We start from the raw sequence: 26,455 nt of genomic DNA, 5'->3' as shown, positions 1-26,455 counted from the left end.
CTGGAGCGCCTGCGCGACGGTCGCGCCGACAGCCTGCAGACAAGCTCGCTGCACCTCGACATGCTGCGCGACCTAAAGCGCATCAACGCCCACATCGTCTCCGTCGCCCACCCCATCCTCGACGAAAGCGGCCTGCTCATCGAAAGCAGGTTGAAGGGTGCGGCCGAGTAGACCGATCAATCGGCGGACGGCAGCCGGCGCATGGTGAATTCGATCTGGTCGCCTTCCAACTGACGCCAACTCTCGACCTCCGTCCAGTACGCGGCCTTGGGATACTCGTCGAACCATTCGCGCGCCTTGGCGCGCGCGTCGAGCAGATTGAGGCAATAGGTTTGTCGCACGAAACGATCGTTATTCCGGGGTGTGCCTTCCGCCCGGTGGGTAGCAATCCGTCGCTTGAGACCGTCGAACGACGGAGGTCCAGGGATTTTCGTCATGAGCCTACCTCTGTGACAAAAAGGTAGTATCGAAAGCCGCCTTTTGCGAGTCGAATCTGAGGAGCCCTCAGGCATCGCCTCTGCTGGCAGGACCCTGCCCTACCTGCTATCAGAGCAGCAAAGACGAAAGCGCGAGTCGATGGCGACCCGCTCGGAGAGAGATGAAATGGAACGACCCGAACTTCCGATCGGCCTGCCGGACGATATCGAAGAGAAGAAGTCAGTCGCCCGCGCCTGGTTTGAAAGTCTTCGCGATACTATCTGCGCCTCATTCGAAGCGCTCGAAGACGAACTCTCGGGCCCACTCTCCGATAGAGAACCCGGCCTCTTCGTGGCGAAGGAATGGACGCGCGAAAATGGCGCCGGTGGCGGCGGCCGCATGTCGATGATGCATGGCCGCGTCTTCGAGAAGGTTGGCGTGCATACATCCACCGTCTATGGCGAATTCGCGCCTGATCTGCGCGCCCAGATGCCCGGCGCCAAGGAAGATCCGCGTTTCTGGGCCTCTGGCATCTCGCTGATCGCCCATCCGGTCAACCCCAACGTACCAGCCGTTCACATGAACACGCGCATGGTCGTAACCTCGAGCCGCTGGTTCGGCGGCGGCGCCGACCTGACGCCAGTGCTCGACCGCCGCCGTACGCAGGAAGATGAGGACAGCCAGCTGTTTCACAAGGCGATGGAGATCGCCTGCCGCAGCCACTCGGGCGTCGCCGATTACGCCGCCTACAAGAAATGGTGCGACGAGTATTTCTTCCTCAAGCACCGCAACGAAGCGCGCGGCATCGGGGGCATCTTCTATGACTGGCTGCATTCCGGCGAGGAAGCCGGCGGATGGGACGCCGATTTCGCCTTCACCCGCGACGTCGGACGGGCTTTCGCCATGGTTTATCCACGCATTGTTCGCACCAACTTCAATAAGCCGTGGACAGACGCGGATCGTGACGAACAATTGATTCGCCGTGGGCGCTATGTTGAGTTCAATTTACTCTATGATCGAGGTACAATCTTTGGCCTCAAGACAGGAGGAAACGTCGAGTCCATTCTCTCATCCTTGCCCCCTCTTGTCCGTTGGCCGTGATCAGACAAAAAAGACGTCTGAAGGGCTTAAATTCGGAGACTGGACCACTAACTCTGTGCATGTACGCGTAACAATCGGAGGAGGATTGTCATGACGGTACAAAGTAGCTCTGCGGCATCGGCGGGTGCGCCAGAGCAACCCCCATCTATGGATGCACCCGAATTTTTGAGCCGGATTGCAGAACGGCTCCGGGCGAAAAGCGGCTCCGACCTTCCCCTTTCCTGCTTTGTGGAACAAGTGAAGCTCCAGCTGGCAGGCGGCAAGACACCGGAAGAACTGGACCGTCTGGCAAAGCGTCCGGACAACAAGGCGGCGACAGATTGCTTCAGATCCTGGGCGATGCCCGAATAACAAGAAAATGACCAACCGGCCGGTCCTTCGCGCCGGCCGGAACCTTCTTACCCCTCGAGCATTCAGCCATTGCATCATCGCGCAATCGCATGAAACCGAAGGAGGAAAAGAATGAGACTCTTCGAATGCGGAACGCTCGTTCCTGGATGCGACTGGCATACCCGCGCGAATGACGATGCCGAAATCGTCCGTCGCGTTGTCGAACATATGCGCAACGCCCACGGCGAGACCGTGATCCGCGAAAACATGGTAGAAAACATCAAGGCCCGCATCCGCAACGAGGCGACAGCGGCCTAAACTACCCCACCAGATCCTTCAGCCGGGCGAGCAACGCCGCCCGGTCCGGTATGAAGTTTTCCTCGATCCAGGCGTTTTCCAAGACCGACAGCGTCTCGCCGACCTGCTTCCCAGCCGGGACACCGGCAGCCATGACGTCGCCGCCATTGATCGGGAATTGCGGTTTCTTCCAGTTTTCCGCCAGTTCGAGCAGCTTGCCGAGCCTTGCCGAGCGAGCCATCTCCTGTGTGTCACCTTCCGCCTTGCCGCGTGCTGTTGCCAGCGCAAGTTTCAAGCGGGTATTGATGCCGTCGGCGCCGTGCCGAAAAAGCAGTCGTGAAAGGGTGGCCGAGGACAATTCATCATTGATAACAGGCGCCTTGGCCCATGCCTTGAACCAGGCGGCCTCGGCATTGGCCAGCTTGAGGCGCGCCGCCATCTTCTCCAGCCGATCGGCATCGGGCGGAATGATGGCAGCAAGACGCAGAAGCGGATCTGGCTTCCAGGCAAGCGCTTGCTCCGTACCGATCAATGTCGGAATGGTGTCGATCCCCCATTTCTCAGTCTCTGGCAGGATTTCGCTGAGCACGCCGACCTGTCGCATCCACAGAAGTGCCCGTCCGGGATCTTCGGCGCTGAGTAGCTTGCGCAGTTCCGACCAGACCCTTTCGGCTGAAAGCGTCTTCAGCTTGGCGCGAGCCGATGCGCAGGCTCTCAACCCATCAGGATCCGGACGACCGGAGCCATAGTAGGCGAAGAACCGGAAAAATCGCAGGATACGCAGATAGTCCTCGGCAACACGCGTCGCCGCGTCCCCAATGAAGCGGATATTGCGCTTCTCGATATCGGCGAGACCACCGACCAGGTCGATCACATCGCCTTTGGCGTCGACATAGAGCGCGTTGATCGTGAGGTCGCGGCGTTCCGCGTCTGTCCGCCAATCGGAACTGAAGGCTACCTTTGCACGCCGCCCATCGGTTTCCACGTCTGCCCTCAGCGTCGTGACCTCGAACGGCTTGCCATCGATGACGAGGGTCACAGTGCCGTGCGCCACGCCGGTCGGCACAGCCTTGATCCCAGCGGCAACCGCCCGCTCGATGACCTGCTCCGGCGTAAGGGTCGTGGCGACATCAATGTCACTGACCGGAAGCCGCATGAGGCTGTTGCGGACCGCCCCACCGACGACGCGCCCTTCTCCATCAGAGTTGAGCAACGCAAAAACACGCGTCAGAGCCGGATCCTTGAACCATGCCTCGTTGCCAAGGTTGGTCATGCATAGAGCCTTTCATAGAGGGTGCGAACGATGCCGGCGGTAATGCCCCAGATCATCCGGCTTTCATAGGGCATCCGGTAGAATTGTCGTTCGAGACCGTCAAGCACGCGCCTGTCGCGGCTGTGGTTGGCCGGGTTCATGAGAAAGGACAGCGGTACTTCGAACACGTCATCCACCTCGGTGGGGTTGAGTTTCAATTCGAAGCCGCGCCGAACAACGGCGAGCACTGGCGTTATACGGAAGCCGGTCGACGCCAGATAGTTCGGAAGCCGCGCCACGGTCTCGACAAAGGAGCCGTCGATGCCGATCTCCTCTTCGGTTTCCCGGATTGCGGCCTTTTCGGCGGAGCCGTCGATGGCGTCAATCTTTCCACCCGGGAACGCGATCTGTCCGGAATGCTTGCGCAGCGTCGCCGTGCGCTGCGTGAAAATCACATGCGCATCGTCACCATCGTCGATAACAGGCACCAGCACCGCGGCATCGCGAAGTTTGAAGGTCTCCACCTGCGTGACGATATCGGGGTTGAGAATGTGATCGCCGTGATCACGCCAGGAGAGATCCACCGGACCACCGCTCTGGTGAAGAGCGCGACGGCGGAATTCAGCCGCTGAATAGAGCGAACGGTTTTCGGTCAAAACATTGTTCATCGGGAGAGTGCATCCAGTTCTTCCGCCGGCATGACAGGAAAGGTCACACCGCCGGAGCGCAGACAGAACATCGTCTTACCGTCGACTTCAAGGCGTTCGCCGAGCTCGACGAGTTCGTACATGATCGGTCGCGAAACCAGCGCCTCCAGCCGCCCGCGAACATGAAGATAGGGCTTCAACTCGCTGTTTTCGCCATGAACTACAAAACGCAGCGGATGCTCCGGCCCAGCCTCGACCACGTCACCGACATTGGTCCGGAAAGTTAACAGCGGCTCGCCATCCCTTTCTCCGGCATTCATTTCAACGGCGACGAACGGCGCATCGACAACCCGGATACCAACCCGTTCGACGGGGGTTACAAGGTAGGTCTTCTCATCTTCGTCCTTGCGCAGGACCGTGGAGAACAACCTGACGAGCGGCGCCCGGCCGATCGGCGTTCCCATGTAGAACCATGTTCCGTCCGCTCGGATTTCCATGTCGATATCGCCGCAGAACGGCGGATTCCACTTGTCGACGGGCGGAAGGCCTCGGGCTTTGGCCCCTGCATCACCGGCGGCGCGCGAAATCAGCGCAGCAAGACCGGCCGCGTCTGTTGTCGCCTTGATCTCTTCGGCTGCCATTCTTCTGTCCCGGTTTGTCTTTAACTCAAGAAGGTCACGAGATAGTCATTCGGAACGAACTTGTCAGCCCGCAACATCTCCATAACTCTATCTGGTATGACGCTTGCGTGTAAGTCTGCCGATTCGCGACGAATGATATCACCCGCTGGAGATGCCTTATGGGTATGATGAAGACCGAAGCCCCCCTCGATGAAAAGGCGATCATCGCCGCGGCCGAGAAGGCCCTTGCAGATATTGCCGCCGTGCGGGGTGAAGTCTCGAAGGTGATCTTCGGCCAGGAAAGCGTCGTCGAGAACACTCTTCTCGCGGTTCTTTCGGGCGGCCATGCCCTGCTGGTCGGTGTGCCGGGCCTTGCCAAGACCAAACTCGTTACTACCCTCGGCGAAGTGCTTGGCCTCGCCTCCAACCGCATCCAGTTCACACCGGATCTGATGCCTTCCGATATCTTGGGCTCCGAAGTGATGGACCAAGATGACAGCGGCCGCCGTTCCTTCCGTTTCGTCAAGGGACCGGTGTTCGCCCAACTCCTCATGGCCGACGAAATCAACCGCGCGTCGCCGCGCACGCAATCGGCCCTGCTGCAGTCCATGCAGGAATACCACATCACCGTTGCCGGCCACCGCTACGATCTGCCCGCGCCCTTCCACGTCCTGGCCACCCAGAACCCGCTGGAGCAGGAAGGCACCTATCCCTTGCCCGAGGCGCAGCTCGACCGCTTCCTTCTCCAGGTAGACGTCCACTATCCGGAGCTCGCCGCCGAGCGACAGATCCTGCTCGAGACGACCGGGACCAGCGAAACGACGCCGCAAGCGATCCTGAACGCGGAGCGCCTCGTCGAAATCCAAACGCTCATTCGCCAGATGCCGGTCAGCGACAAGGTTGTCGACGCCATCCTCGCGCTTGTTCGCTCGGCCCGTCCGGGTCAGGGAAATGCCGCGACCGACAAGAACGTCGCCTGGGGCCCTGGTCCGCGCGCCGGCCAAGCCATGATGCTTTGCGCCCGCGCCCGTGCCCTTTACGAAGGCCGCCTGGCGCCGTCTATTGACGACGTCCATGCCCTCGCGGAACCGGTGCTGCAGCACCGCATGGCGCTGACATTTGCGGCCCGCGCGGAAGGCATGTCGGTTCGCGATGTCATCGAAGGGCTGGTCAAGCAGGCCAAGGGATAAGGAAGCGTCTGCGTGGCACCCATCGGACAGATCGTCAATCCGACCTCGGGCAATGACGCCCTCGCTCGCGCAAGGCAGCGGGCGAGCCTTGTGCCGGATTGTCTGGTCGAGGCCAAGCGGATCGCCAACACGGTGATCGCCGGCTGGCACGGTCGCCGCAAGCGCGGCATCGGCGAGAATTTCTGGCAGTTCCGTCCCTATACCGAGGGCGAAAGTCTATCCCGCATCGATTGGCGCCGTTCGGCGCGCGACGACCATACCTACATCCGCGACCGCGAGTGGGAAGCAGCCCATACGATCTGGCTCTGGGCCGACATGTCTCCCTCGATGATGTACAAGTCGACCTTCGGAAACGCCTCCAAGGAAGGCCGCGCGCTCGTCATCATGCTGGCGCTTGCCGAAATCCTGGCGCGTTCCGGCGAACGCATCGGATGTCCCGGCGTCATGGAACCGATTGCCGCACGCAATGCCGCGGAACGGCTTGCGACGGCATTGATGCACGCGCCGCTGAGCGGAGGGCTGCCCGATACGGCGATGATCCGCGGCTGGAGCGAACTCGTCTTGATTGGCGATTTTCTCGATGACGCGCGAGCAGTGATGGCGCGCATCGCCCCCTTGGCGCGGCGCGGTCTGCGCGGCCACGTGATCGAGATCGCCGATCCGGCCGAGGAGCTCTTCCCGTATGATGGCCGCACCGAATTCACCGACCCCGAGACAGGGTCGAAGCTGACATCCGGCCGCGCCGAGCATGTTCGCGAAGCCTATACCCGCGCCTATCTCGACCGCCGGGACGATCTCGGCCAGGCGCTGCGCCACATGGGCTGGACCTTCGTCAGCCACCGCACAGACCACCTAGCCTCTGAAGCGCTGGTCGCCGTCCACATGTACCTTTCGGGCATGCCCGCAAGGATGACGCAGGGAGAACGCGCGTGAACGCTCTCCCCTTTGCTTTTGCCTATCCCGCAATCCTCGGCGCCCTTGTGGCCTTGCCGATCATCTGGTGGCTTCTCAGACTGACGCCGCCGCGCCCGAAGACAGAAGTCTTCCCACCTCTGAAGATTCTCGCCACGGTCCTGAAGCGGGAAGAAACCCCTGCCCAGAGTCCCTGGTGGCTGACGCTGCTGCGCATGCTGCTTGCGACCGCAGTCATCCTGGCCATCGCCGATCCGGTCTTCAATCCGCGCACCAATTCAATCGCTTCCGGCGGTCCGCTCGTGCTCTTTGTTGACAACGGCTGGGCCACCTCGCCGGATTGGGATCGCCGCGTGAAGACCGCTGACGCCCTGATCGACGACGCGGAATCCGCTGGTACTCCGGTGGCGATCGCCTTCACCGCCGACCCGACCAACGATGCCGTCCCCGGAACGGCAGCCGTCGCCCGCGACAAGCTGCGTGCCGCAGAACCGAAGCCGCTTGTGCCGGATCGCCAGCGTGCTTTCGAGGCTCTCCGCGCCGCGCTGAACGGCGTCCATCCCGGCACTCTCGCCTTCCTTACGGATGGCGCCGCCGCAAGAGAGAACGACACGACCGTCCGCCAGCTTTCCGACCTCTCGCCTGCCCAATTGCGATTGATCTCAGGAGACGCAAACGAAACGATTGCGATCACGTCCGCAAGCAATGCCGCCGACGCGATGACGGTCACCGCCACGCGCCTCGACAGTGGCGCTGCCGCCTCGCGCCCGATCACCGCGCAGGACACGCAGGGACGCGCGATCGCGACCGGCTCGATCGACTTCCAGCCGGGTCAGAGCGTCGCGACCGGATCAATCACCGCACCGTTTGAGATGCGCAACGATTTCGCGCGCGTCAGCATCGACAACCACGCGACGGCTGGCGCCGTGCATCTGCTCGACGACGGTTTCAAGCGTCGCCGCGTGGTTCTGCTATCAGGTGAGGTCGGTGACACTTTCCAACCGCTGCTTTCGCCGCTTTATTACATCCAGCGCGCTTTGCAGCCTTATGCCGATTTGATCGAGCCGAACACGCCTGATCTCGCGACCTCGATCCCGGATCTCCTGTCGCAGAATCCATCTGTCATCATCATGGCGGATATCGGTCGCCTACCCCAGGAAACCTACGAGCCGCTGCAGCGCTGGATCGCAAATGGCGGAACACTTGTCCGCTTCGCCGGGCCGCGCCTTGCCGCCGCACCCGCCGACGATCCGCTGGTGCCGGTGACGTTGCGCCAGGGCGAGCGTGCATTGGGTGGCGCGCTCTCATGGGCCGAACCGCAGCCCCTCGCCGAATTTCCAACCTTCGGCCCCTTCGCCGGCATGCCGAAGCCGACCGATGTTACCGTCAAGCGGCAGGTTCTCGCAGAGCCGACGCCGGATCTTGCCGAGCGCACCTGGGCGAGCCTCGCCGATGGCACGCCGCTGGTCACGACGAAGCCGATCAATGCAGGCAGGATCGTCCTGTTCCATGTCAGCGCAGAAGCGACGTGGTCTGACCTGCCGATCTCGGGCAATTTTGTCGAGATGCTGCGCCGCCTCGTCCAGTTGTCGCGTTCCGGTGGCGTTACCGCTGAAGCCGGCGGTGCATCGACCGCCGAGGCGCTGCCGCCTTTCCGATTGTTGACCGCCAAAGGCGCACTCACGACCGAAACTGGCACGGCGCGTCCGCTGATCCCGAACGCGAAGGTCACGCCGGTCGCAAGCTTCGACAACCCGCCCGGCCTTTACGGCTCCGAAGAAGGATTTACCGCGCTGAACATCCTGCCGAAGAATGCCGAACTGAAGCCGCTTGATAYGTCGGGTCTCACAGTCGTGCGCGAAGGGCTGATCGGCGGCGAAACCTGGTCGGCAAAGCCCGCGCTGTTCCTGATCGCCTTCCTGTTGCTGCTGGCCGACAGCCTGATCGTAATGTTCATGAGCGGCGCTTTCTCGAGGCTGCGCCCGGCGGCGCGAACAGCGGCGCTTGTCGCTGTGGCGGTCAGTGCGGCCTTCTTCCTGCAGCCGGGGCAATCGCATGCCGACGACTCCAAGCCCGGCGACGATCAGATCTTCCAGCGGCTCGACAATACGCACCTCGCCTATGTCGTCACCGGCGAACAGGACGTCGACCACATATCCGAACGCGGGCTGGAGGGCTTGACGGAATTCCTGACATACCGCACCACGTTGGAGCCATCACCGCCTGTCGGCGTGGATCTCACCAAGGATGAGCTCACCTTCTATCCGATCATCTATTGGCCGATCTCGGCCACCGCGCCGATGCCCTCGGCAGCTGCAATCAACAAGATCGATGCCTATATGCGCGCCGGCGGAACCGTGCTCTTCGATACGCGCGATCAGTTCAGCGCGCTCGACAACAATGGCGGCTCGGTCAGCGCCAACGGCGAGCGCTTGCAGCAAATCCTTGCCAATCTCGATATTCCGCCGCTGGAACCGGTGCCGTCGGACCACGTGCTGACGAAATCGTTCTACCTGCTCTCAAGCTTCCCCGGCCGCTACACGGGTAGCCCGCTCTGGATTGAAGCACGCCAGGAAAGTCGTCCCGAAAACGCCAAGTCGGCGGCCACGGCCGACGGCGTTTCCCCGATCCTCATCACCGGCAACGATTTTGCCGGTGCCTGGGCCGTCGATGACAATGGGGTACCGTTGTTGCCGACGGTCCCCCCGGACGAGACACAGCGCGAATACGCCTACCGCAGCGGCGTCAACATCATGATGTACATGCTAACCGGCAACTACAAGACCGATCAGGTCCACGTCCCCGCCCTGCTGGAACGGTTGGGACAGTGATATGACGGTTGATTTTTCACCCTTCATTCCTTGGTCGCTCCTGGCGGGTCTGGCGGTTATTGTTCTCGCAACCGCTGCCTTTGGCATCTGGCGCGGCGTGCGCGGCGCATGGATTCGTTCGATCGCGGCCCTTGCCTTGCTGGCTGCCCTCGCCAACCCTCTCTTGCTGCAGGAAGATCGCGACCCACTGTCGACCGTCGTGCCCGTCATTGTTGACCGCAGCCAGAGCCAGCAAACGCCTGATCGCATCAAGATGACCGACGATGCCCTGGCGCAGTTGAAGGATCGCCTCTCGCGCTTCCCCAATGTCGAGCCGCGCTACGTCGACGCGACGGAGCCGCAAGATTCCGATGCTCCCTCGACCCGGCTGTTCAATGCGCTTTCGGCGGCTGTCGCGGACGTGCCGCCCGCGCGCATCGGCGGCGCGATCATGCTGACGGACGGCGAAATCCACGACGTTCCCGGCGTCAATCAGGCGCTCGGCTTCGACGCGCCGATCCACGGCCTGATCACGGGCAAGGCCAACGAGTTCGACCGCCGCATCGAGGTCGTGAAGGCACCGCGCTTCGGGATCGTCAATGAGGAGCAGCAATTGATGCTGCGCGTCTTCGACGACGGACCGAGCCCCGGCGGCACGGCAAGCGTCACGGTGAAACTCAACGGCAACGAGATCGCCACGCTCCAGGCAACGCCTGGCCGCGACACGCCCTTTTCGTTCAAGGTCGAGCGCGGCGGCAGCAACGTTCTCGAATTTTCGGTCGCCGATCTTCCGGGCGAAGTCACCGACGCCAACAACCGCGCGGTCCACCTGATCGACGGCATTCGCGAAAACCTGCGCGTTCTGCTCGTCTCCGGCGAGCCGCATGCCGGCGAGCGCGCCTGGCGCAATCTCTTGAAGTCGGATGCCTCGGTGGATCTCGTCCACTTTACCATTCTGCGCCCGCCCGAAAAGCAGGACGGCACACCGATCAACGAACTGTCGCTGATCGCCTTCCCAACCCGCGAGCTGTTCGTCGATAAGATCAAGGACTTCGACCTGATCATCTTCGACCGCTATCAGCATCGCGGCGTGCTGCCGATCCTCTACTACGACTATATCGCCCAGTACGTGGAAAATGGCGGCGCGCTGTTGATCGCTGCCGGCCCAGAACATGCCGGCCAGGATTCGATTGCCCTGACGCCGCTATCGTCGGTGCTGCCGGCCGCACCGACCGGGCAGATGATCGAAAAAGCCTTTTACCCCCGGCTTTCGGAGGAAGGCCGCAAGCACCCCGTTACCCGCGGCCTCGATGGATCCGCTGACGAACCGCCGCATTGGGGCCGCTGGTTCCGCAGCGTCGATGTGGAGCCGCCGCAGGGCCAGACGGTGATGGTCGGCGCTGACAACCATCCGCTGCTCGTTCTCAATCGCGCCGGACAGGGGCGTGTCGCCATGCTGCTCTCCGACCAGGGCTGGCTCTGGGCCCGCGGCTTCGAGGGCGGAGGCCCGCATGTGTCGCTCTATCGCCGCGTCGCCCACTGGCTGATGAAGGAGCCCGCCCTTGAGGAAGAGGCCCTGACGGCACGCGCATCCGGCCGCACGCTGGAGATCACGCGTCAGACCATTGGCGGCGACCCGGGCAATGCAACGGTCCGATATCCCTCGGGAAGGACGGAAACTCTCCCCCTGACGCAAGCCGAGCCGGGCCTCTTCAAGGCCGAGAAGAAGATGGACGAGATCGGCCTTTTCGAGATCAGAAACGGCGACATGACGACGCTGGCGCATGTCGGCGCAGTCGATGCTCCTGAATTCAAGGCCATGATCTCGACGACCGAGGCGTTGAAGCCGATTTCCGACAAGTCGAAGGGGCTCGTCACCCGCGTTTCCGATAGCAGCGGCGCGATCAGCATCCCGCCGATCCTGCCGGTTCGCGGCCAGATCCGCGTTGCCGACGACGATCGCATGCAGATCCACCTTACCAACGAAACGGTGCTGAAGGGCATCAACACCCTGCCGCTGTTTGCCGGTTTCGCCGGTGTCGGCATTCTGCTGCTTGCCTTTGGCGCCATGTGGTGGCGCGAAGGGCGTTAGCGGCATGGCCGAGTTTGAAGTGACCGGCTCGCCCGCCGCCGATGATCTCAGCACGATCGGCGACGCGCTATCAGCCTTCAACGTCCATGACGTCGGCCCAGCCGAACGGCAACCGCTCGCGGTTCTCATTCGAGATACCGACGGGAACGTCACCGGTGGCCTGTCCGGCTATACCGCCTGGGGATGGCTCTTCACGCAGTTGCTGTACATTCCCGACAAGGAACGCGGCAAGGGCATGGCCGGCAAGATCCTTGCTTTGGCGGAAGAGGAAGCAGCGGCACGTGGCTGCCATGGGGCTTGGATCGACACCTTCAATCCGCTAGCCCTGCGAGCGTATCAACGGCAAGGCTACGAGATATTCGGCGAACTACCAGAGTTTCCGAAAGGCCGTACCCGCACGTTTCTGCGCAAGATGCTCTAGCTGAGCGCCGCCTGGCGTGTTTCAATATCGATCGCCGTTGCCGCAAAGGCCGCCACGACCAGCAGGCCCGCAAACAGGCCGATGGCCAGACCGAACCCACCCGTGACGATGAACGCCATCAGGGATGGAGCCAGCAGTCCGCCAAGGCGGGCCATCGCCCCCGCAGCGCCCATGCCTGTCGCCCGTGAGGCGGTGGGATAGAGTTCCGGGGTGTAGGCATAGAGCGCGCCCCACGTCCCGAGTAGCGCAAAACTCATGACCAGCAGCGACGCGCCGATCAGCATGTCGTCAGGAGAAACCACGAAGAGCAGGCAACCAAGCGCAGACAGCAGGCAGAAACCGATCAAGGTCGGCCTGCGACCCCAAGCCTCGACCCCGTAGGCGGCAAGTACATAGCCCGGGATCTGAGCCAGGGCGACGAAGACCAGAAAGCCGTATCCGCGGACGAAGCCGAACCCATCGCTGGCCAGCTTCGCCGGCATCCAGGTGAAGACCCCGTAGTAGGAAACGGAAACCAGGAACCAGATCGTCAGGATCAGTACACTTCGGCGACGAAGCTCGTCGGAGAAGATGCCCTCAGCCACCTGCGACGACGCGACGATTTGATCCTCGGGCAGCAGTGGTGCTTTCCGGTGCAGCGCCAGCATTCGGTTGACGATCACCTTGGCCTCGCCCGCCCGCCCGGTCCGCAGCAGGTAGAGTGGCGATTCAGGAACGAAGAAGCGCAGTGTCAGGCCCAGCAGCGCCGGAACTGCGGTGACGGCGAAAATGTAGCGCCAGGTATCGGCTACCCCGGCGACGCTCGCAGCCCAGGCAGCCAGTGCGACGATCAGCGTGCCGACCGCCCAGAAGCCTTCCAACGCCACCAGCCAGCGGCCACGGCTCTTGGCGGGCAGGAACTCCGCCATCATCGCATAGTCGACAGGCAACGTGCCACCGACCGCCACTCCTGTCAGGAAACGCAGCACGAGCAGGCTGGCAAAGCTGGGAGCGAAGATGGAAAGGGTGCCGAAAAGCGCATCGCAGGCAACAGTGGTGATCAGGACCCGACGCCGCCCGACCTTGTCGGCCAGGCGCCCAAAGGCGACAGCGCCGATGAGCATGCCGAGAAAGAACAGCGTACCTGTCTGCAGGGCTTGCGGAACAGTCAACCCGAAGGTGGCCGCGATCGAGGCTGCCGTAAAGCCGACGGCGAGGACCTGCATCGCGTCCGCTGTCCAGACAAGACCGAAGATGCCGATCAGGCGCCACTGGAAGGGCCCGGTGCCGGCGCGATCCAGCGCCTCGTCCATGGAAACGTTGCTCATGCTACCTCTCAAGCCGCTGAAAAATCACGCGAAGCGTGTCTCAGGCCTATGGCTCTCAATACCGCATGCAACCTATTTTCGCCAGCCGATAGTTCCCTTCAGCCTGCTATGCGCATCCTCGACAAGCGGCACGACCAGCACGCGAGACGGATCAACGGGACCGGGAAACGTGATCGCGTTGTGGGCCACCCGCTCGAAGCCGAGGGGGCAGTAGTAAGGCGGATCGCCGACGAGGATGACCGCTTCCGATCCCTTGCGACGCGCGGCGTCGATGGCAATCCGGACGAGTTCCCGGCCGATGCCGCGACCCTTGTGCGACGGCCGTACTGCAAGCGGCCCAAGCAGGTGCCCATTCACCGAGCCGGCCTGAACAGCCGTCATGCGCACAGATGCAATGGTCTCGCCATCATCGGCGCAAATGAAGGAGAGCGAGAGATCGTGCGGCCCCTGCTCGCGGATCCGGGCGGCCGCACGCGTATGCCGGCCAGGGCCGAATGCTTCTTCGTTGATGTGTTCGATAGCAGCGTCGTGCGACGCATCCTCAGTGAGGTAGACCAGATCGTGCTTGTGCATGATGAGACGGAAACCGGATAGACAGAGTTGATGGATCTCGAGCACGCCGTCAGGCGTTCGGGAGCATCAGCGTCGTCGCAGGTTTCTCGGTGCAAACATCAAATCGGTTTCCAGAAATGTGAAATCGCCGATAGCAGGAAAAATTTCAGTCGTCCAATGGAAATTTAGAAAGCGACGGCGCGGCGTGACGCAGTGTTCAATCTTTACCGCCCTGCAAATCGCCAGGACGTGGGATATGTTCGAGCCAAGGAAAATTTGAAGGATCACAATATGGGCATGCTGGTTGATGGCGTCTGGCATGACGTCTGGTACGACACGAAGGAAACCAAGGGGCACTTCAAGCGCACCGCCTCGCAGTTTCGGAACTGGATTACAGCGGACGGAGCGGCTGGCCCGTCCGGAACGGGTGGTTTCAAGGCAGAGGCAGACCGCTACCACCTTTATGTCTCGCTGGCGTGCCCGTGGGCGCATCGGACCCTGATCTTCCGCAAGCTGAAGAAGCTCGAAAACCTCATCAGCGTTTCGGTCGTCGATCCGCTGATGCTTTCGAAGGGCTGGGAATTCAAGATCGGCGACGGCGCCACCGGCGACCATCTCTTCGACGCCAAGACGCTATACGAAATCTACATGAAGGCCGACCCGCACTATTCCGGCCGGGTGACCGTTCCGGTCTTGTGGGACAAGAAGACCAACACGATCATCAACAACGAGTCCTCCGAAATCATCCGGATGTTCAACAGCGCCTTCGATCATCTGACGGGCTCGACCGCCGATTTCTACCCGAACGACCTGCACGCCGATATCGATGAGCTCAACGCTGTCGTCTACGACACCGTCAACAACGGCGTCTACAAGGCCGGCTTTGCCACGACACAGGAAGCCTATGGCGAAAATGTCGTCAGGCTCTTCGAAACGCTGGACATGCTGGAAGGCCGTCTCGGCAAGGGTCGTTATCTCTTCGGCGATCGACTGACCGAGGCCGATTGGCGGCTGTTCACGACTTTGGTGCGCTTCGATGCTGTCTATGTCGGCCACTTCAAGTGCAACATTCGCCGCATCGACGACTACCCCAATCTGTCGGCCTATCTGCGCGATCTCTATCAGACGCCGGGCGTCAAGGAGACGGTCAACTTCCGCCACATCAAGGACCACTATTACCGCAGCCACAAGACGATCAATCCGACCGGCATCGTGCCTGTCGGCCCGGCACTGGATCTCGATCGCCCGCATGGCCGTGCCCTACTGGCAGCGGCCTAGCCCTGCGCTCTACCACACGTGGGCGGGCTCCCGCTCGCCCGCGAGTTCAGCCAGACGACGACGCGTTGCGTCCGTTGTGCCCACTGGCAGATCATCGATCGCGAAGAAGCCGCACTCGACGATTTCCCGGTCTGGCGGGCGCGGTGCCGTCTGCTCAACCTGCGTCTTATAGAAAAGGACATGATCGCGGCGGCTGGCCGCCGTATTGAAATAGATGTGGAAGAGCTCCGGCCGTCCGAGGATGCGCAAATTCCCTTCCTCGCGAAGCTCCTTGATCAAGGCTTCCTCGGCAGTCTCATTGCGCTCCAGCCCGCCGCCAGGCATGTGCCAGCCCGGCAGGTAGCTGTGCCGCACGAGAAAGATACGACCCGCCGAATCGAAGCAGGCGGCCCGCACGCCCATCGTCATTCCGCGCGCAACCGCGAAATACATATGCACGATGCGCATCAGCACTCGCGATTGCCAGGGGCGTATGGTTCTGGTCACGCTTTTTCCAATTCCGCTAATCCGTTCAAGCAGATGTGTTTGAATTGCAGACTGACTGGGCTATGTGTCGTCGCATGTTCAAGCTCGCACACATCTCCGATATCCATCTCGGCCCTCTTCCTCGCCTTTCGGTCCGCGAGCTCTTTTCCAAACGCATTACCGGCTTTGTGAACTGGCATCGCAACAGGAGCAAGCACCTTTTCGGTAGCACGCTCGATCTGCTGCTCGATGACATACACGCGAAGCAAGCCGATCATTTGGCGGTTACCGGCGATCTCGTGAACCTCGCAAGCGGACTGGAGATCCGAGCCGCAGCCGCTTGGCTGAAAGAACTCGGTGATCCCGAAGACAATTCAGTCGTGCCGGGAAACCACGATGCCTACGTGCCCGGCGCCTACGAAAAGTCGGTGCGCGCATGGTACGACAATGTGCGCGGTGACCTCGCTCCAGCCGAATGGCAGGAAAATCGCCACGTCTTTCCCTATCTTCGCGTTCGCGGCAAGGTCGCGATCGTCGGCTGTTCGACGGCGGTCGCGACGCCCCCTTTCGCGGCCAGCGGCTTCTTCGGCGAGCGCCAGGCCCGCGATACGGTGAACATGCTGCGTGCCGCTGGCGAGGCCGGCTTGTTTCGCGTCGTGATGATCCACCATCCGCCGATCCGCGGCGCGACCTCCTTCCACAAGCGGATGATCGGCATCCGCCGCTTCGGCGCCGTGATCTCCACCGGCGGTGCAGAACTGGTGCTCCACGGCCATACCCATTTGAACACGCTGCACTGGCTGCGCGGCCAGACTGGTCCGGTTCCCGTCGTCGGTATCGCCTCTGCATCGCAGGGGCCCGGCGGGCTGAAACCCCGTGCCGGCTACAACCTCTTCTCGATCGATGGCGCACCGGGTGCTTGGGAGCTGACCGGGGAACGGTTCAGCATCAACTCCATGGGCGATGGCGTGTGCAGCGAAAGCGTCGATATTTTCAAGGCTTAGCGCCGTTTTTGGATTCATCTTCTTCGCCAAGCTGATTCAGGAATTCAAGATGACGATATCTTGAATTTGGCAAAGCATCCGAGGTCTTGGCAATTGGCGATTGCCACGTAAACTTGTCGCCTCGGCAGCACCAATTCACGGAGTTATTGCATGCCCATGGCGTCGATCAGTCTTCGCAGTCTGGCTTTGGCCGGCTCGCTTGCCCTCGCAGTCTCCTCATCCGCCTTTGCCATCGGCGACGAAAGCGACGAAACCAAGCCGCCGCCAAAGGCCGAAACGACGACAAAATGTGCCGGCGGCAAGGTTTGGGATGCGAAGCGCAAGGAATGCGTGGTCCCGAAGAAGAATTCGTTCAACGACGATGAACTCTACAAGGCTGCCCGCGAATTTGCCTATGCCGGTCAATACGACAATGCCCTGACGGTGCTTCAGCTTGCCAGGAACCAGAACGATCCGCGCATCCTGAACTATCTCGGCTATGCCAACCGCAAGGCGGGCAGAATGGAGCTGGGGATGTCGTATTACCGCAAGGCGCTGCAGGCGGACGAGAATTATATTCTGGCACGGTCATATATGGGACAAGCTTTGGTGGAACAGGGTGACGTGCAGGGAGCGCGCGTCCAGCTCGTCGAGATCCGGGATCGGGGCGGCGAGCAGACCTGGGCCTATCGCTCGCTGCTGCAGGCACTGAATGGTTATCGTACATACTGACGTTGATCCGAGCCGAGCCTAATGAAGAAAAGCTTTGAGAACCCGTGGGATAGGCCGCCGGATGCTTGCGAAGCATCCGGTACTTGTTTCATAAAGGACACAGAAGCAATATAAATCGATATGCTGCTGGGCGCTCTCGCCGACCGCCCAAGCATTACCTGGAAAGACTATGCGTCAACCCGTGACGACCATCGATATCAGACGCGACCTGGTGGGCCTTCTGCCCCGGCTGCGGCGTTTCGCGATGACCCTTGCAGGTGACGCAGCGAGTGCGGACGAACTCGCACAAGTGGCGTGTGAGCGCGCCATCGCCAAGAGCGGACAATGGAATGGCGAAGGCCGCCTGGAAAGCTGGGTCTACGCCCTCGCCCGCCAACATTGGACGGACGAGCATCGGCGTCGGAAGCCGCACCCCGCTCCCAGGGGCAATGTCACCGATATCCGGGAAGCGAACCGCGATCGCACCTCGCTTGTCAATCCCGATGTCATCCACCGCATGATCGCCGACATGCCGGAAGGCACATCCAGCGCCTTTTTGCTGGTTGTTGTCGAAGGGCACAGCTATCAGCAGGCCGCCGACATCATGGGTGTCACCATCAACATCGTCGTATCCCAGCTTGCCGCGGCGAGACTGCATTTCGCCAGTGTCGCGGACAACTATCCTCACAGGTACTGAATTGCTCGATTTCAAGAAACTGCCGCTCGATGCTCAGCTAGCCGCCCTGCTGGATGGCGAGACGACGCCCGAACAGAAGCATGAGCTTGAGCAGCGCCTGGCCACCGACGAGGGTGCCAAGCGGCTCTACGACAAGCTGCGACACGGCGCCGACTTCGGAAAGCACCGCCTCGACGACGTTCTCAGGGAGCCGGTTCCACTCGCCCTCGTGCGGTCGATCAAGAGCGCGCAGCCACCAAAGGCTCCGGTTGCACCGCGCGTTTCGCGGCCCTCCTTCAAACTTGCGCCGATCGGCCCACAGGCTCTTGCGGCTGCAATCGTCCTCCTCATTGCCGGCTGTGGCATCGGCTTCTTCGCCGCCGGCAGCATGAGCACCATGCAATCGCCTGCCGCGACAACGATGGAAGCCATTCCTGACTCCAACGAGTGGCTGACCGACGTCATCGCCAACCAGCGGCTTATCGCCCGCCAGCCCCGTCATATTTTCGAGGTTCCGTCGACCCAGGCAGAGGAAATTTCTACCTGGCTGACCTCAACGGTCGGCGTTGCGTTCCGTGTCCCTGACCTGTCGGAACAGGGCTGGACCTTCCAGGGTGCCCGCGTCTTCATCGGCGACAGCAGGCCGGTCGGCCAACTCGTCTACACCAGCTCCGATGGCGACCTGGCTTCCATCTGCTTCCGCAAGGACAACCTGCCTTCCGAGGCAGACGATTTCAAGGAAACGATCAAGGACGAGATCGGCGTCGTTTCTTGGCACAATGCCGGCACATCCTATGTGCTCGTTGGCCCGTCGTCGGAAGCCTCGCTTGGCCAGCTCGCCATGCAGGTCGCTACATCGATCTGAGCCTTTCAGGGTTGAATTGAAAAGCTTTAGGACATCAGGACCACCTTCCCCGTTGCCATGCGGCTTTCGATCGCCCGATACGCCTCCGCTGCGCCGTGAAGCGGAAACTGGCGCCCGGGTAAGAGCCTCAGCTCCCCGGAAGCGGCCAGTTCGAAGAGCGACTGGAGATCGGGAACAAGACTTGCTCCCAGCAACGGCAGAAGCGCAAGGCCTCTCAGCGACTGGTTCTTGTCGAGCATGCGGGTAATGTCCTCGGCTGTGGCTGCGAACCGGCCGAGCGCCGCAAAGACAAGTTCGCCGCCATCCGCGAGAACCGCGAGCGACGCACGCGTCATGTCGCCACCAATCGTGTCGTAAACAACGTCCGGGCGGAGGCCAGCTAAAGACGTTTCCCAGCCGGGGGCGCTATAGTCTATAGCCAGATTAGCCCCCATCTCCAGCGCCAGCGATCGCTTTGCTGCGCTCACTGCCGTCGCGATCACGCGCCGAGCACCACGACGCCTGGCAAGCTGGGCCAGCAAGGAACCCACGCCACCTGCCGCGGCATGAACAAGGACCGTTTTGCCCATCAGCGAGCGTTGCTGGACCATATGCAATGCTGTCAGTCCCTGCACCACCAGGGCAGTTGCGCCGGAAAAGGGGAGCCTATCGGGTATAGGCACGGCATATCCTGCGTCGACCGCCACATATTCGGCGTATCCGCCTCCGCGACCGAGGGCAAAGAGCGGCACGGCAACTCGCGTCCCAAGCCGAGTGCCGTCGACGCCTTCACCCACTTTCTCGACCACTCCGGCAACTTCGACGCCCGGCAGCATCGGCAATAGAGGCGTCACCGCGTAGCGGTCAGCGCGCATCAAGACTCAAAGAAATTGACGCCTACGGCGTGAACCCTAACGAGCACTTCGCCGGCCTGCAGTTCGGGCACCGGCAGCTCAACACAGGTCAAGACCTCGGGCGAACCGAAATGGTCGTAGCGGATGGCTTTCATAGCAAACCTCACGTTTGAATTGGCGTGAGATGCGCCTTAGCAATAAGCTGCGCTGCCAAAATACAGAGAATTTGGTGCTACACCCACCAGGAGGTGACCATGACCGCTCCGATCAAGAAGCTGCCCAGATTGCCTGTCGAGCGGGCGCTCAAGGTGATAGCCGGACGCTGGAAGCCCATCATCCTTTATTATGTCTTCGATGGCCCGAAGCGCCTCTCGGAGCTCAAGCGGATGTTGCCAAAGATCACCCAAAAGGTGCTGATCCAGCAGCTGCGCGAGATGGAGAAGCATGGTCTGGTGACCCGGCAGATCTTCGCAGAGGTACCTGCACGCGTCGAATATTCGGCAACTGAGGTGGGTTTGGAGTTGGAACCGGTTCTGCTGGCGCTCTGCAAATGGGGTCAGAAACATGCCGAAGCACAGGACGAGGCAAACGATATCGCGGACTGCATCGTGCGGCCACGCAACCGGGCACGGCTGGCTGCCTGAGCCGGATAAAGTGCGCAGCAGAATACTCCGCTGCGCTGATTTCGTCAGGCCTTTCCGGCCCGCACCTCAAGCACGCGGTTCGCAGCCGAGACGATCGCCTCCAGCGACGCCCCGACAATGTTCGTGCTGATGCCGGCGCCAAAGAGCTTGCCGCCAGGATAGGACGTCTCGACGTAGGAGATCGCGGCAGCGTTCGAACCGTGCTGCAGCGAATGCTCCGAATAATCCTCGACCGACATCTCGATGCCGAGATAGTGCGAGAGCGCGTTGATAAAGCCGTCGACCGGGCCGTTGCCCCTGCCCTCGATATGCTTCGTCTCGCCGTTATCAGTGATTTCGGCGGCAACGATGCGTTGCCCCTTGCGCTCGGGATCGGCATAGGTGTGGTGCTCAACAAACTTGATGCGGCCTTGCGGCTGCGTCACGTAGCGCTCGACGAAACGGTCGTAGATCCGCTTCGACGGCAATTCCTTGCCTTCTTCATCGGTGATCCGCTGAATGTCTTCGCGGAATTCGACCTGCAGGTTACGCGGCAGATTGAGCCCGTAGTCCTGCTGCAAGATATAGGCGATGCCACCCTTGCCGGACTGCGAGTTGATGCGAATGATCGCCTCGTAGGAGCGACCGACGTCCTGCGGATCGATTGGCAGGTAAGGCACTTCCCACACTGGATGGTTGGCGACCTTGATCGCCTTCATGCCCTTGTTGATCGCATCCTGGTGCGAGCCGGAGAAGGCTGTATAGACCAGTTCGCCGACATAGGGGTGGCGCTCGCCGATCGGCATCTGGTTCGAATATTCGAAGACTTCCTTCATCCGCACGATATCAGAGCAGTCGATCTCGGGGTCGACGCCCTGCGTGAACATGTTCAGCGCCATGGTGACGACGTCGACGTTGCCGGTGCGCTCGCCATTACCGAAGAGCGTGCCTTCAACGCGGTCGGCGCCCGCCAGCAGGGCCAGTTCGGCGGCGGCGATGCCGGTGCCGCGGTCGTTGTGCGGATGCAGCGAAATGATCAGGTTTTCGCGGTTGTCGAGATTGCGGCACATCCACTCGATCTGGTCGGCATAGACGTTCGGCGTCGCCATTTCGACGGTCGACGGCAGGTTGATGATCAGCTTGTTATCGGGCGTCGGCTTCATCACCTCGATAACGGCGTTGCAGATGTCCAGCGCCACGTCGAGCTCGGTGCCGGTGAAGCTCTCCGGCGAATATTCGAAACGATAGCCGCCGCCGGCCTTCGCCGCCATGTCGGAGATCATCTTTGCCGCATCGACGGCGATTTGCTTGATGCCGTGGACGTCCTTGCCGAACACCACGCGACGCTGCAATTCGCTGGTGGAGTTGTAAAAGTGAACGATCGGGCGGTTCGCGCCTTCAAGCGCCTCGAAGGTGCGGGTGATCAGCTCCGGACGGCACTGCACCAGCACCTGCAGCGAGACGTCGTCGGGCACATTGCCCTGCTCGACGCACCAGCGCGCGAAATCGAAGTCGGTCTGCGACGCGGACGGGAAACCGATCTCGATTTCCTTGAAGCCCATGTCGAGCAGCAGCTGGAACATGCGGGCCTTGCGGTCGTGGCCCATCGGATCGACCAGCGCCTGATTGCCGTCGCGCAGATCGACCGAACACCAGATCGGCGCCTTGGTCAGCGTCTTCGACGGCCACGTACGGTCAGGGATATTTACCTGCGGATAGGCGCGATACTTGATCGCCGCCTCGGGCATGCCTTTGGTTTGGGAGCGGGTGTTCGTGTCCATGTCTTCTCTTCCTCTTCCCGTCATCTGGCCAGCCGCGTCGTAGCGTATTGGGTCTGGCTTGGCGATGACGAATCCGGTGCGAAAGCATCCGGCTGATCAGTTTTCGGGATTGGTCACGAGGAGCGATGGCCTGGGCGGGCTTTCGGCCGCCGGGCGCTCCTCAACGGACCCGGCAACCGCGCGTAAGGCCGAGGAGAAGAAGCGAGGTAAGGGCACGCGTGTTGTCACGGAGCGCGATGCGCCCGCGAGCAACCTGCTCAGAAATCGTGATGCCCGTGTTCTTCATGGTCGCGCTTATAGCCGGGGTACAAAAAACTGGCAATCCCTCCGTCTATTTTTTCGCCGCTTGCACGATACGTGACAGGGCCAGCATCAGCCCTCCGGCGAGCAATCCCCAGAATGCGCCCGAGATTCCTCCGAAGGAAACGCCCGATGCCGTCACCAGGAACGTGATGGCTGCCGCCTCCCGCGAGTCCTGTGCCTGGAAGGCCGACATGGCGGAACTGGAAAACGCCCCGACCAGTGCGAGACCGGCCACTGCCTGGATCAGGATCGGCGGCGCCAAGGCAACGAACGTCGTCACCGCGCCTGCCAGCAGGCCGAGAATAACGTAGGAGATGCCTGAGACGAGGACAGCCCAATAGCGTCGCGCGGGATCGGGGTGCGCGTCCTGGCCTGCGCACATCGCGGCGGTAATCGCCGCGAGATTCACCGCATGGCCGCCGAATGGCGCCGAGACTATCGAGAACAGTCCGGTCACGGAAAAAAGCGGCCCGGGCTTCGGCGCGTATCCGCTCACCTTCAAGACGGCGATGCCGGGAATGTTCTGCGACGCCATGGTGACGATGAAAAGCGGCAGGGCGATGGAGATGAAAGCCGGCAAGTTGAAGACGGGCATAACGAACTCGACGGGCGGCCGCAGCGCTTGTTCGATCGAGCCGAGCGCTCCATCGGGAATGTCCACGCCAAAGGCAACCACCAGCACAAAGGCTGCGAGCGCCGCAGGCACTGCCCAGAGCCGCTTGAACGCGCCGACGACAATCCACGCCAGCGCTATCGGCAAGCCTAGCAACGCATTGAAACTGATCGCCCTAACCGGGGCAAAACACAAGCCGATCAGAACGCCAGCGAGCATTGCATTGGCCAGAGGCGCCGGAATGGCGGCCACCGCCCGGCCGAGCGGCTTGAACAGGCCGGCGATGACGATCAGCACCGCGCAAATCAGAAACGCACCGACCGCCGCATTGAACCCACCCTCAACCACACCGGTACTTGCAAGCAGCGCCCCACCCGGCGTCGACCAAGCAATGCTGATGGGCAGCCGCGTCACGCTGCTGAGCAAGATCGCACAGAGCCCCAGCGCGATCGACAGCGCCATAAGACCCGACGCCGCCTGCGCATCCGTCGCGCCGACACTCTGCAGGCCGTGCAGGACAACGGCAAACGAACTGGCAAATCCCACGAAGGTGGTGAGGATGCCCATGAACAGGGCCTGGATGGAAAAATCTTTGAGCATCGCGGGACTCGAGCAGCGGAAAGTCCGCATGGAGCACGAGGGAACGCGGCGAGGCAAGGGCAGAAAGAGCCGATATGGTTCTGCTTCCTGCTAGCGCGTTGTCTGGCGGGCCCGATGGCCAACAGAGCTCGCTCAGGCTAGCCACATCAAAGGGTCACGACGCATCAGACCACAAAAAAGCGCCCTCGCCCGCTGTCTGGCAGGCAAGGGCGCTTCTCATAGCTCAAAATCAGATCTCGGCCTGCGACGTGATGATGCGCGAGACGAGGCCGTAAGCCTTCGCTTCTTCAGCAGACAGCCAATAGTCGCGGTCGGTGTCGGCAGCGATCTTCTCGTAGGGTTGGCCGGTGGCTTCAGCCATGATCTTGTTCAGGCGCTCGTTCATCTTGATGATTTCACGAGCCTGGATCTCGATATCGGAAGCCATGCCGCGCGTGCCGCCGGACGGTTGGTGCAGCAGGAAGCGCGTGTTCGGCAGGCAAAGGCGCTGTTCCTTCGGAGCCGCGACATAGATCAGCGCGCCGGCGGATGCGACCCAGCCGGTTCCGATCATCCAGACTTTCGGCTTGATGAACTTGATCATGTCATGGATCGAATCGCCGGATTCGACATGGCCGCCGGGCGAGTTGACGTAGATGCGAATATCGTCGTCATTGGCCGCGGCAAGCGCCACGAGCTGCGTGCAGACCTTCTGCGCGAGTTCCTGCGTAATCGGCCCGTAGATGAAGATCGAACGCGACTTAAAAAGGTTCGCCTCCGTTTCCTTGCCGAGCGGCAGTTCCTTCGTCTTGTCGTCCTGTTCTTCTTCTTCGTACATTCGAACCTCTCTTACGTCCAATTCGGTTCACCGCACATAGTGCGACTCCATGCGTAAAACAATGCGGGAAAAAGACAAGCCACGGAACGGGTGAAGATATGGTTAGGCAGCCGGGCCGGGTTACGGCGATGTAACTTAGCGCGGCTTTGAAAAGTCGGAATCGGTTCCTACGTCATCCCTAGGCGCAAATCGCCAGCAACAAAGGAGACCGGCCATGTCACCTGAAGAACGCCAATTGCTGACCGCCCTTTTCGAGCGCGTCCGCACCGCATCGGCAACGCCGCGTGACCATGACGCCGAAGCGCTGATCGATCAGGGAACGCGCGAGCAGCCTTATGCCACCTATTATCTTGCGCAAGCCGTGATCGTGCAAGAGAAGGGCCTGGAAGCGGCAGCCAACCACATCAAGCAGTTGGAGGAGCGCATTCGTCTGCTCGAGGCCGACCAAAGCGAATACCACAAGGCCGAACAGGGTGGCGGCTTCCTTAGCTCGATCTTCGGCAGCAGCCAGGCACCGCAGCAGCCGGCGGCGCCTCCGCCCTCCTCCGGTCCGTGGGGAAGCGCCCCGCGTCAGCAGATCCAGCAGGAGCGCGGCTTCGACACGTCACCTCGAGCCGTGCCGCAGCAGCCGACCGGCCCCTGGAGCTCACAGGCGGCGGCACCTTCCGCGGGCGGCAGCTTCCTGCAGGGCGCGCTCGGCACGGCGGCTGGCGTTGCGGGCGGCATGTTGCTTGCCAATTCGCTGAGCGGGATCTTCGGGAGCCACATGTCGTCGCTTGGCTGGGGTAGCCCGCTTGCCGGCAACAATCCCTTCGGCAACGCGCCGACTGAAGAGACTGTCATCAACAACTATTTCAACAGCGACGGCGACAAGCAACAGGCATCGAATGATACCGGCAACGCACAACAGGTCGTCGACGATGATGACAACGATAACGACGATGCCAGTCTGCAGCAGGCCGCTTACGACGACAGCGACGACGATCAATCCGACAATGACGACAGCTTCGACGTCTGATCCGAGATCCGGCATCCGCCTAATCGGCCATTGGCCCCGAGTTTCCGTGGGCATGGCACCGCATCGATTGATAAGCCCCCGCCGGGCGGATAAGGTCCGCCGACATTGTCGAGCAGGCGGGCATCAGTGAAGATCCTTATCATCAGTCGGAAGGCCGAGGAGAAGAGACGACAGTTCCAGACGCAGCAGATGCGCAGACTTGGCCTCGATTTCAAGTTCCTGGATGCGTTCGAAGCCCGCGACCTTTCTGCAGAAGATTGCCAGAAGGCAGCAAACAGCTGGCCGAGCCCGACGCTGCGCGAAGACGTTGCCTGTTTCACCTCGCACAGGATCGCCTGGCAGATCATCATCGACCGCAACGAGCAGACGTTGATCCTCGAAGACGATGCGGTGCTTGCCGAAAGCTTTGCCGATGTACTCGCCAGCATTGAAGCGCGCGCCGAGGACGGCGACTGCGCCTACGATCTCGAATTCGCGCCGCGCCCGCATATCCTGGCAAGGACGCCCCTCTGGACCGACGGCATCTACAGGGCAACACGGGTGTTCCAGAACCGTGTCGGGACAGCAGGCTACGTCATCGGCCCGCGCACGGCAAAACGGATGCTCGAGGATACCAAGATTTACGGCCTCCTCGATGCCTATATGTGGCATCGCGCTTGGCTGAAGGCCTACCAGATCGAACCGGCGCCGGTCATCCAGATGCAGTTCCTGGACGGCAGCGCCGACAAGACGGCTTTCGTACGCAGGTCGATCGACCGCGCCTTCACCCCCCGGAGCAAGCTGCGCAAGAACCTCATGCGGCTCTGCCTCGAGGGCATCAAGACGAGAAACCTGATCCGGGGCTGGCTCGGCGGCGAGAAGCGCCCGCTGCGGATGGATCGCGCAAGCTTCCCGCTCGATCCCACCAAATCAGGCGACTGATACGACGGCGATACGAGACG

General features: G+C 61.5%; 26 protein-coding genes and 2 pseudogenes. 17 read left to right on the top strand and 11 right to left on the bottom strand.

Annotation, left to right across the window (positions count from 1 at the left end):
• Positions 1-171 (top strand): annotated as a pseudogene (locus AC1DPR_RS18170) (Na/Pi cotransporter family protein); the annotation flags it as partial.
• 5 nt (positions 172-176) lie between these two features.
• Here AC1DPR_RS18170 and AC1DPR_RS18165 read toward each other — a convergent pair.
• Entirely contained in the window at positions 177-437 is a 261-nt protein-coding gene (locus AC1DPR_RS18165) for a hypothetical protein (RefSeq protein ID WP_026371829.1), read from the bottom strand.
• Positions 438-603: 166 nt separating this feature from the next.
• On the opposite strand from AC1DPR_RS18165, the gene hemF reads away from it, so the two are divergent.
• The 3 genes from hemF to AC1DPR_RS18150 all read left to right on the top strand — a co-directional run bounded on the left by hemF (position 604) and on the right by AC1DPR_RS18150 (position 2,166).
• Positions 604-1,518, top strand: a complete 915-nt coding sequence (gene hemF, locus AC1DPR_RS18160; RefSeq protein WP_018857610.1) for an oxygen-dependent coproporphyrinogen oxidase — start codon at positions 604-606, stop codon at positions 1,516-1,518.
• A gap of 90 nt (positions 1,519-1,608) precedes the next feature.
• Positions 1,609-1,869 (top strand): hypothetical protein, encoded by a 261-nt coding sequence (locus tag AC1DPR_RS18155; RefSeq protein WP_025660392.1) that lies wholly within the window; start codon positions 1,609-1,611, stop codon positions 1,867-1,869.
• Positions 1,870-1,980: 111 nt separating this feature from the next.
• Positions 1,981-2,166 (top strand): DUF1059 domain-containing protein, encoded by a 186-nt coding sequence (locus AC1DPR_RS18150; protein ID WP_018857608.1) that lies wholly within the window; start codon positions 1,981-1,983, stop codon positions 2,164-2,166.
• Between the two features lies 1 nt (position 2,167).
• Here the strand turns inward: AC1DPR_RS18150 and AC1DPR_RS18145 are convergent, their stop codons facing one another.
• The 3 genes from AC1DPR_RS18145 to AC1DPR_RS18135 are packed head-to-tail and all read right to left on the bottom strand — an operon-like array spanning position 2,168 to position 4,685.
• Positions 2,168-3,418 carry a CCA tRNA nucleotidyltransferase gene (locus tag AC1DPR_RS18145; RefSeq protein WP_477816827.1) on the bottom strand — a complete coding sequence of 417 codons (1,251 nt, stop codon included), beginning with the start codon at positions 3,416-3,418 and terminating at the stop codon, positions 2,168-2,170.
• Positions 3,415-4,065, bottom strand: coding sequence for a CoA pyrophosphatase (locus AC1DPR_RS18140; RefSeq protein ID WP_018857606.1), 651 nt, complete (start codon positions 4,063-4,065; stop codon positions 3,415-3,417). Before AC1DPR_RS18140 ends, AC1DPR_RS18145 begins: the two co-directional genes overlap by 4 nt.
• Positions 4,062-4,685 carry a DUF1285 domain-containing protein gene (locus tag AC1DPR_RS18135; RefSeq protein WP_018857605.1) on the bottom strand — a complete coding sequence of 208 codons (624 nt, stop codon included), beginning with the start codon at positions 4,683-4,685 and terminating at the stop codon, positions 4,062-4,064. The genes AC1DPR_RS18140 and AC1DPR_RS18135 overlap by 4 nt, the downstream gene beginning before the upstream one ends.
• 158 nt (positions 4,686-4,843) lie before the next feature.
• On the opposite strand from AC1DPR_RS18135, the gene AC1DPR_RS18130 reads away from it, so the two are divergent.
• Genes AC1DPR_RS18130 through AC1DPR_RS18110 form a run of 5 tightly spaced genes read left to right on the top strand, consistent with a single transcriptional unit; the run spans position 4,844 to position 12,089 of the window.
• A complete protein-coding gene (locus tag AC1DPR_RS18130) occupies positions 4,844-5,854 on the top strand; it encodes an AAA family ATPase (RefSeq protein WP_018857604.1) in 1,011 nt (336 codons plus the stop codon).
• 12 nt (positions 5,855-5,866) lie between these two features.
• Positions 5,867-6,787 carry a DUF58 domain-containing protein gene (locus AC1DPR_RS18125; protein ID WP_018857603.1) on the top strand — a complete coding sequence of 307 codons (921 nt, stop codon included), beginning with the start codon at positions 5,867-5,869 and terminating at the stop codon, positions 6,785-6,787.
• Complete coding sequence (locus AC1DPR_RS18120; RefSeq protein ID WP_477816826.1) at positions 6,784-9,597, top strand: DUF4159 domain-containing protein; 2,814 nt, start codon at positions 6,784-6,786, stop codon at positions 9,595-9,597. Before AC1DPR_RS18125 ends, AC1DPR_RS18120 begins: the two co-directional genes overlap by 4 nt.
• A gap of 1 nt (position 9,598) precedes the next feature.
• Positions 9,599-11,668 (top strand): membrane protein, encoded by a 2,070-nt coding sequence (locus AC1DPR_RS18115; protein ID WP_018857601.1) that lies wholly within the window; start codon positions 9,599-9,601, stop codon positions 11,666-11,668.
• Positions 11,669-11,672: 4 nt separating this feature from the next.
• Positions 11,673-12,089 carry a GNAT family N-acetyltransferase gene (locus tag AC1DPR_RS18110; protein WP_018857600.1) on the top strand — a complete coding sequence of 139 codons (417 nt, stop codon included), beginning with the start codon at positions 11,673-11,675 and terminating at the stop codon, positions 12,087-12,089.
• On the opposite strand, the gene AC1DPR_RS18105 is transcribed toward AC1DPR_RS18110, so the two are convergent.
• Together AC1DPR_RS18105 and AC1DPR_RS18100 are read right to left on the bottom strand one after the other, a co-directional pair.
• Positions 12,086-13,396, bottom strand: a complete 1,311-nt coding sequence (locus AC1DPR_RS18105; RefSeq protein ID WP_169682754.1) for an MFS transporter — start codon at positions 13,394-13,396, stop codon at positions 12,086-12,088. The genes AC1DPR_RS18110 and AC1DPR_RS18105 overlap by 4 nt on opposite strands.
• Positions 13,397-13,468: 72 nt before the next feature.
• The gene (locus AC1DPR_RS18100; protein WP_025660399.1) at positions 13,469-13,969 is read right to left on the bottom strand and encodes a GNAT family N-acetyltransferase; all 501 of its coding nucleotides are present in this window, start codon (positions 13,967-13,969) and stop codon (positions 13,469-13,471) included.
• Positions 13,970-14,239: 270 nt separating this feature from the next.
• On the opposite strand from AC1DPR_RS18100, the gene AC1DPR_RS18095 reads away from it, so the two are divergent.
• Complete coding sequence (locus AC1DPR_RS18095) at positions 14,240-15,226, top strand: glutathione S-transferase family protein (RefSeq protein WP_477816825.1); 987 nt, start codon at positions 14,240-14,242, stop codon at positions 15,224-15,226.
• Between the two features lie 9 nt (positions 15,227-15,235).
• On the opposite strand, the gene AC1DPR_RS18090 is transcribed toward AC1DPR_RS18095, so the two are convergent.
• Positions 15,236-15,673 carry an NUDIX domain-containing protein gene (locus tag AC1DPR_RS18090; RefSeq protein WP_051085592.1) on the bottom strand — a complete coding sequence of 146 codons (438 nt, stop codon included), beginning with the start codon at positions 15,671-15,673 and terminating at the stop codon, positions 15,236-15,238.
• 113 nt (positions 15,674-15,786) lie between these two features.
• Here AC1DPR_RS18090 and AC1DPR_RS18085 point away from each other — a divergent pair, with 113 nt between their 5' ends.
• The 4 genes from AC1DPR_RS18085 to AC1DPR_RS18070 all read left to right on the top strand — a co-directional run bounded on the left by AC1DPR_RS18085 (position 15,787) and on the right by AC1DPR_RS18070 (position 18,926).
• Positions 15,787-16,695: a metallophosphoesterase family protein gene (locus AC1DPR_RS18085; protein WP_018857595.1), complete on the top strand. Its 909-nt coding sequence runs from the start codon at positions 15,787-15,789 to the stop codon at positions 16,693-16,695.
• Between the two features lie 156 nt (positions 16,696-16,851).
• Positions 16,852-17,406: a hypothetical protein gene (locus tag AC1DPR_RS18080; protein WP_477816829.1), complete on the top strand. Its 555-nt coding sequence runs from the start codon at positions 16,852-16,854 to the stop codon at positions 17,404-17,406.
• Between the two features lie 169 nt (positions 17,407-17,575).
• The gene (locus AC1DPR_RS18075) at positions 17,576-18,082 is read left to right on the top strand and encodes an RNA polymerase sigma factor (RefSeq protein ID WP_477816824.1); all 507 of its coding nucleotides are present in this window, start codon (positions 17,576-17,578) and stop codon (positions 18,080-18,082) included.
• A 1-nt stretch (position 18,083) separates the two neighbouring features.
• Positions 18,084-18,926, top strand: a complete 843-nt coding sequence (locus AC1DPR_RS18070) for an anti-sigma factor family protein (protein ID WP_018857592.1) — start codon at positions 18,084-18,086, stop codon at positions 18,924-18,926.
• 26 nt (positions 18,927-18,952) lie between these two features.
• Here the strand turns inward: AC1DPR_RS18070 and AC1DPR_RS18065 are convergent.
• Positions 18,953-19,914: pseudogene (locus AC1DPR_RS18065) on the bottom strand (quinone oxidoreductase family protein).
• 99 nt (positions 19,915-20,013) lie between these two features.
• Here AC1DPR_RS18065 and AC1DPR_RS18060 point away from each other — a divergent pair.
• Entirely contained in the window at positions 20,014-20,403 is a 390-nt protein-coding gene (locus tag AC1DPR_RS18060; protein WP_477816823.1) for a winged helix-turn-helix transcriptional regulator, read from the top strand.
• Between the two features lie 44 nt (positions 20,404-20,447).
• Here the strand turns inward: AC1DPR_RS18060 and leuA are convergent, their stop codons facing one another.
• The 3 genes from leuA to AC1DPR_RS18045 form a co-directional block, all read right to left on the bottom strand.
• Entirely contained in the window at positions 20,448-22,163 is a 1,716-nt protein-coding gene (gene leuA, locus AC1DPR_RS18055) for a 2-isopropylmalate synthase (RefSeq protein WP_113471840.1), read from the bottom strand.
• Between the two features lie 331 nt (positions 22,164-22,494).
• Positions 22,495-23,679: a benzoate/H(+) symporter BenE family transporter gene (locus AC1DPR_RS18050; protein ID WP_018857589.1), complete on the bottom strand. Its 1,185-nt coding sequence runs from the start codon at positions 23,677-23,679 to the stop codon at positions 22,495-22,497.
• Positions 23,680-23,908: 229 nt separating this feature from the next.
• Positions 23,909-24,496, bottom strand: coding sequence for an ATP-dependent Clp protease proteolytic subunit (locus AC1DPR_RS18045; RefSeq protein WP_018857588.1), 588 nt, complete (start codon positions 24,494-24,496; stop codon positions 23,909-23,911).
• Positions 24,497-24,710: 214 nt separating this feature from the next.
• Between AC1DPR_RS18045 and AC1DPR_RS18040 the strand changes: the two genes are divergently transcribed.
• Both AC1DPR_RS18040 and AC1DPR_RS18035 read left to right on the top strand, forming a co-directional pair.
• On the top strand, positions 24,711-25,514 hold the full coding sequence (locus AC1DPR_RS18040; protein WP_477816822.1) for a DUF2076 domain-containing protein: 804 nt from the start codon (positions 24,711-24,713) through the stop codon (positions 25,512-25,514).
• A 126-nt stretch (positions 25,515-25,640) separates the two neighbouring features.
• Positions 25,641-26,435, top strand: a complete 795-nt coding sequence (locus tag AC1DPR_RS18035; protein WP_018857586.1) for a glycosyltransferase family 25 protein — start codon at positions 25,641-25,643, stop codon at positions 26,433-26,435.
• Positions 26,436-26,455: the final 20 nt, after the last annotated feature.

The sequence above is a fragment of the Rhizobium sp. 01T417 genome (genome assembly GCF_056398905.1).
Note: the sequence above shows the minus strand (reverse complement) of the source record. Positions and strands in the feature narration are given on the sequence as shown.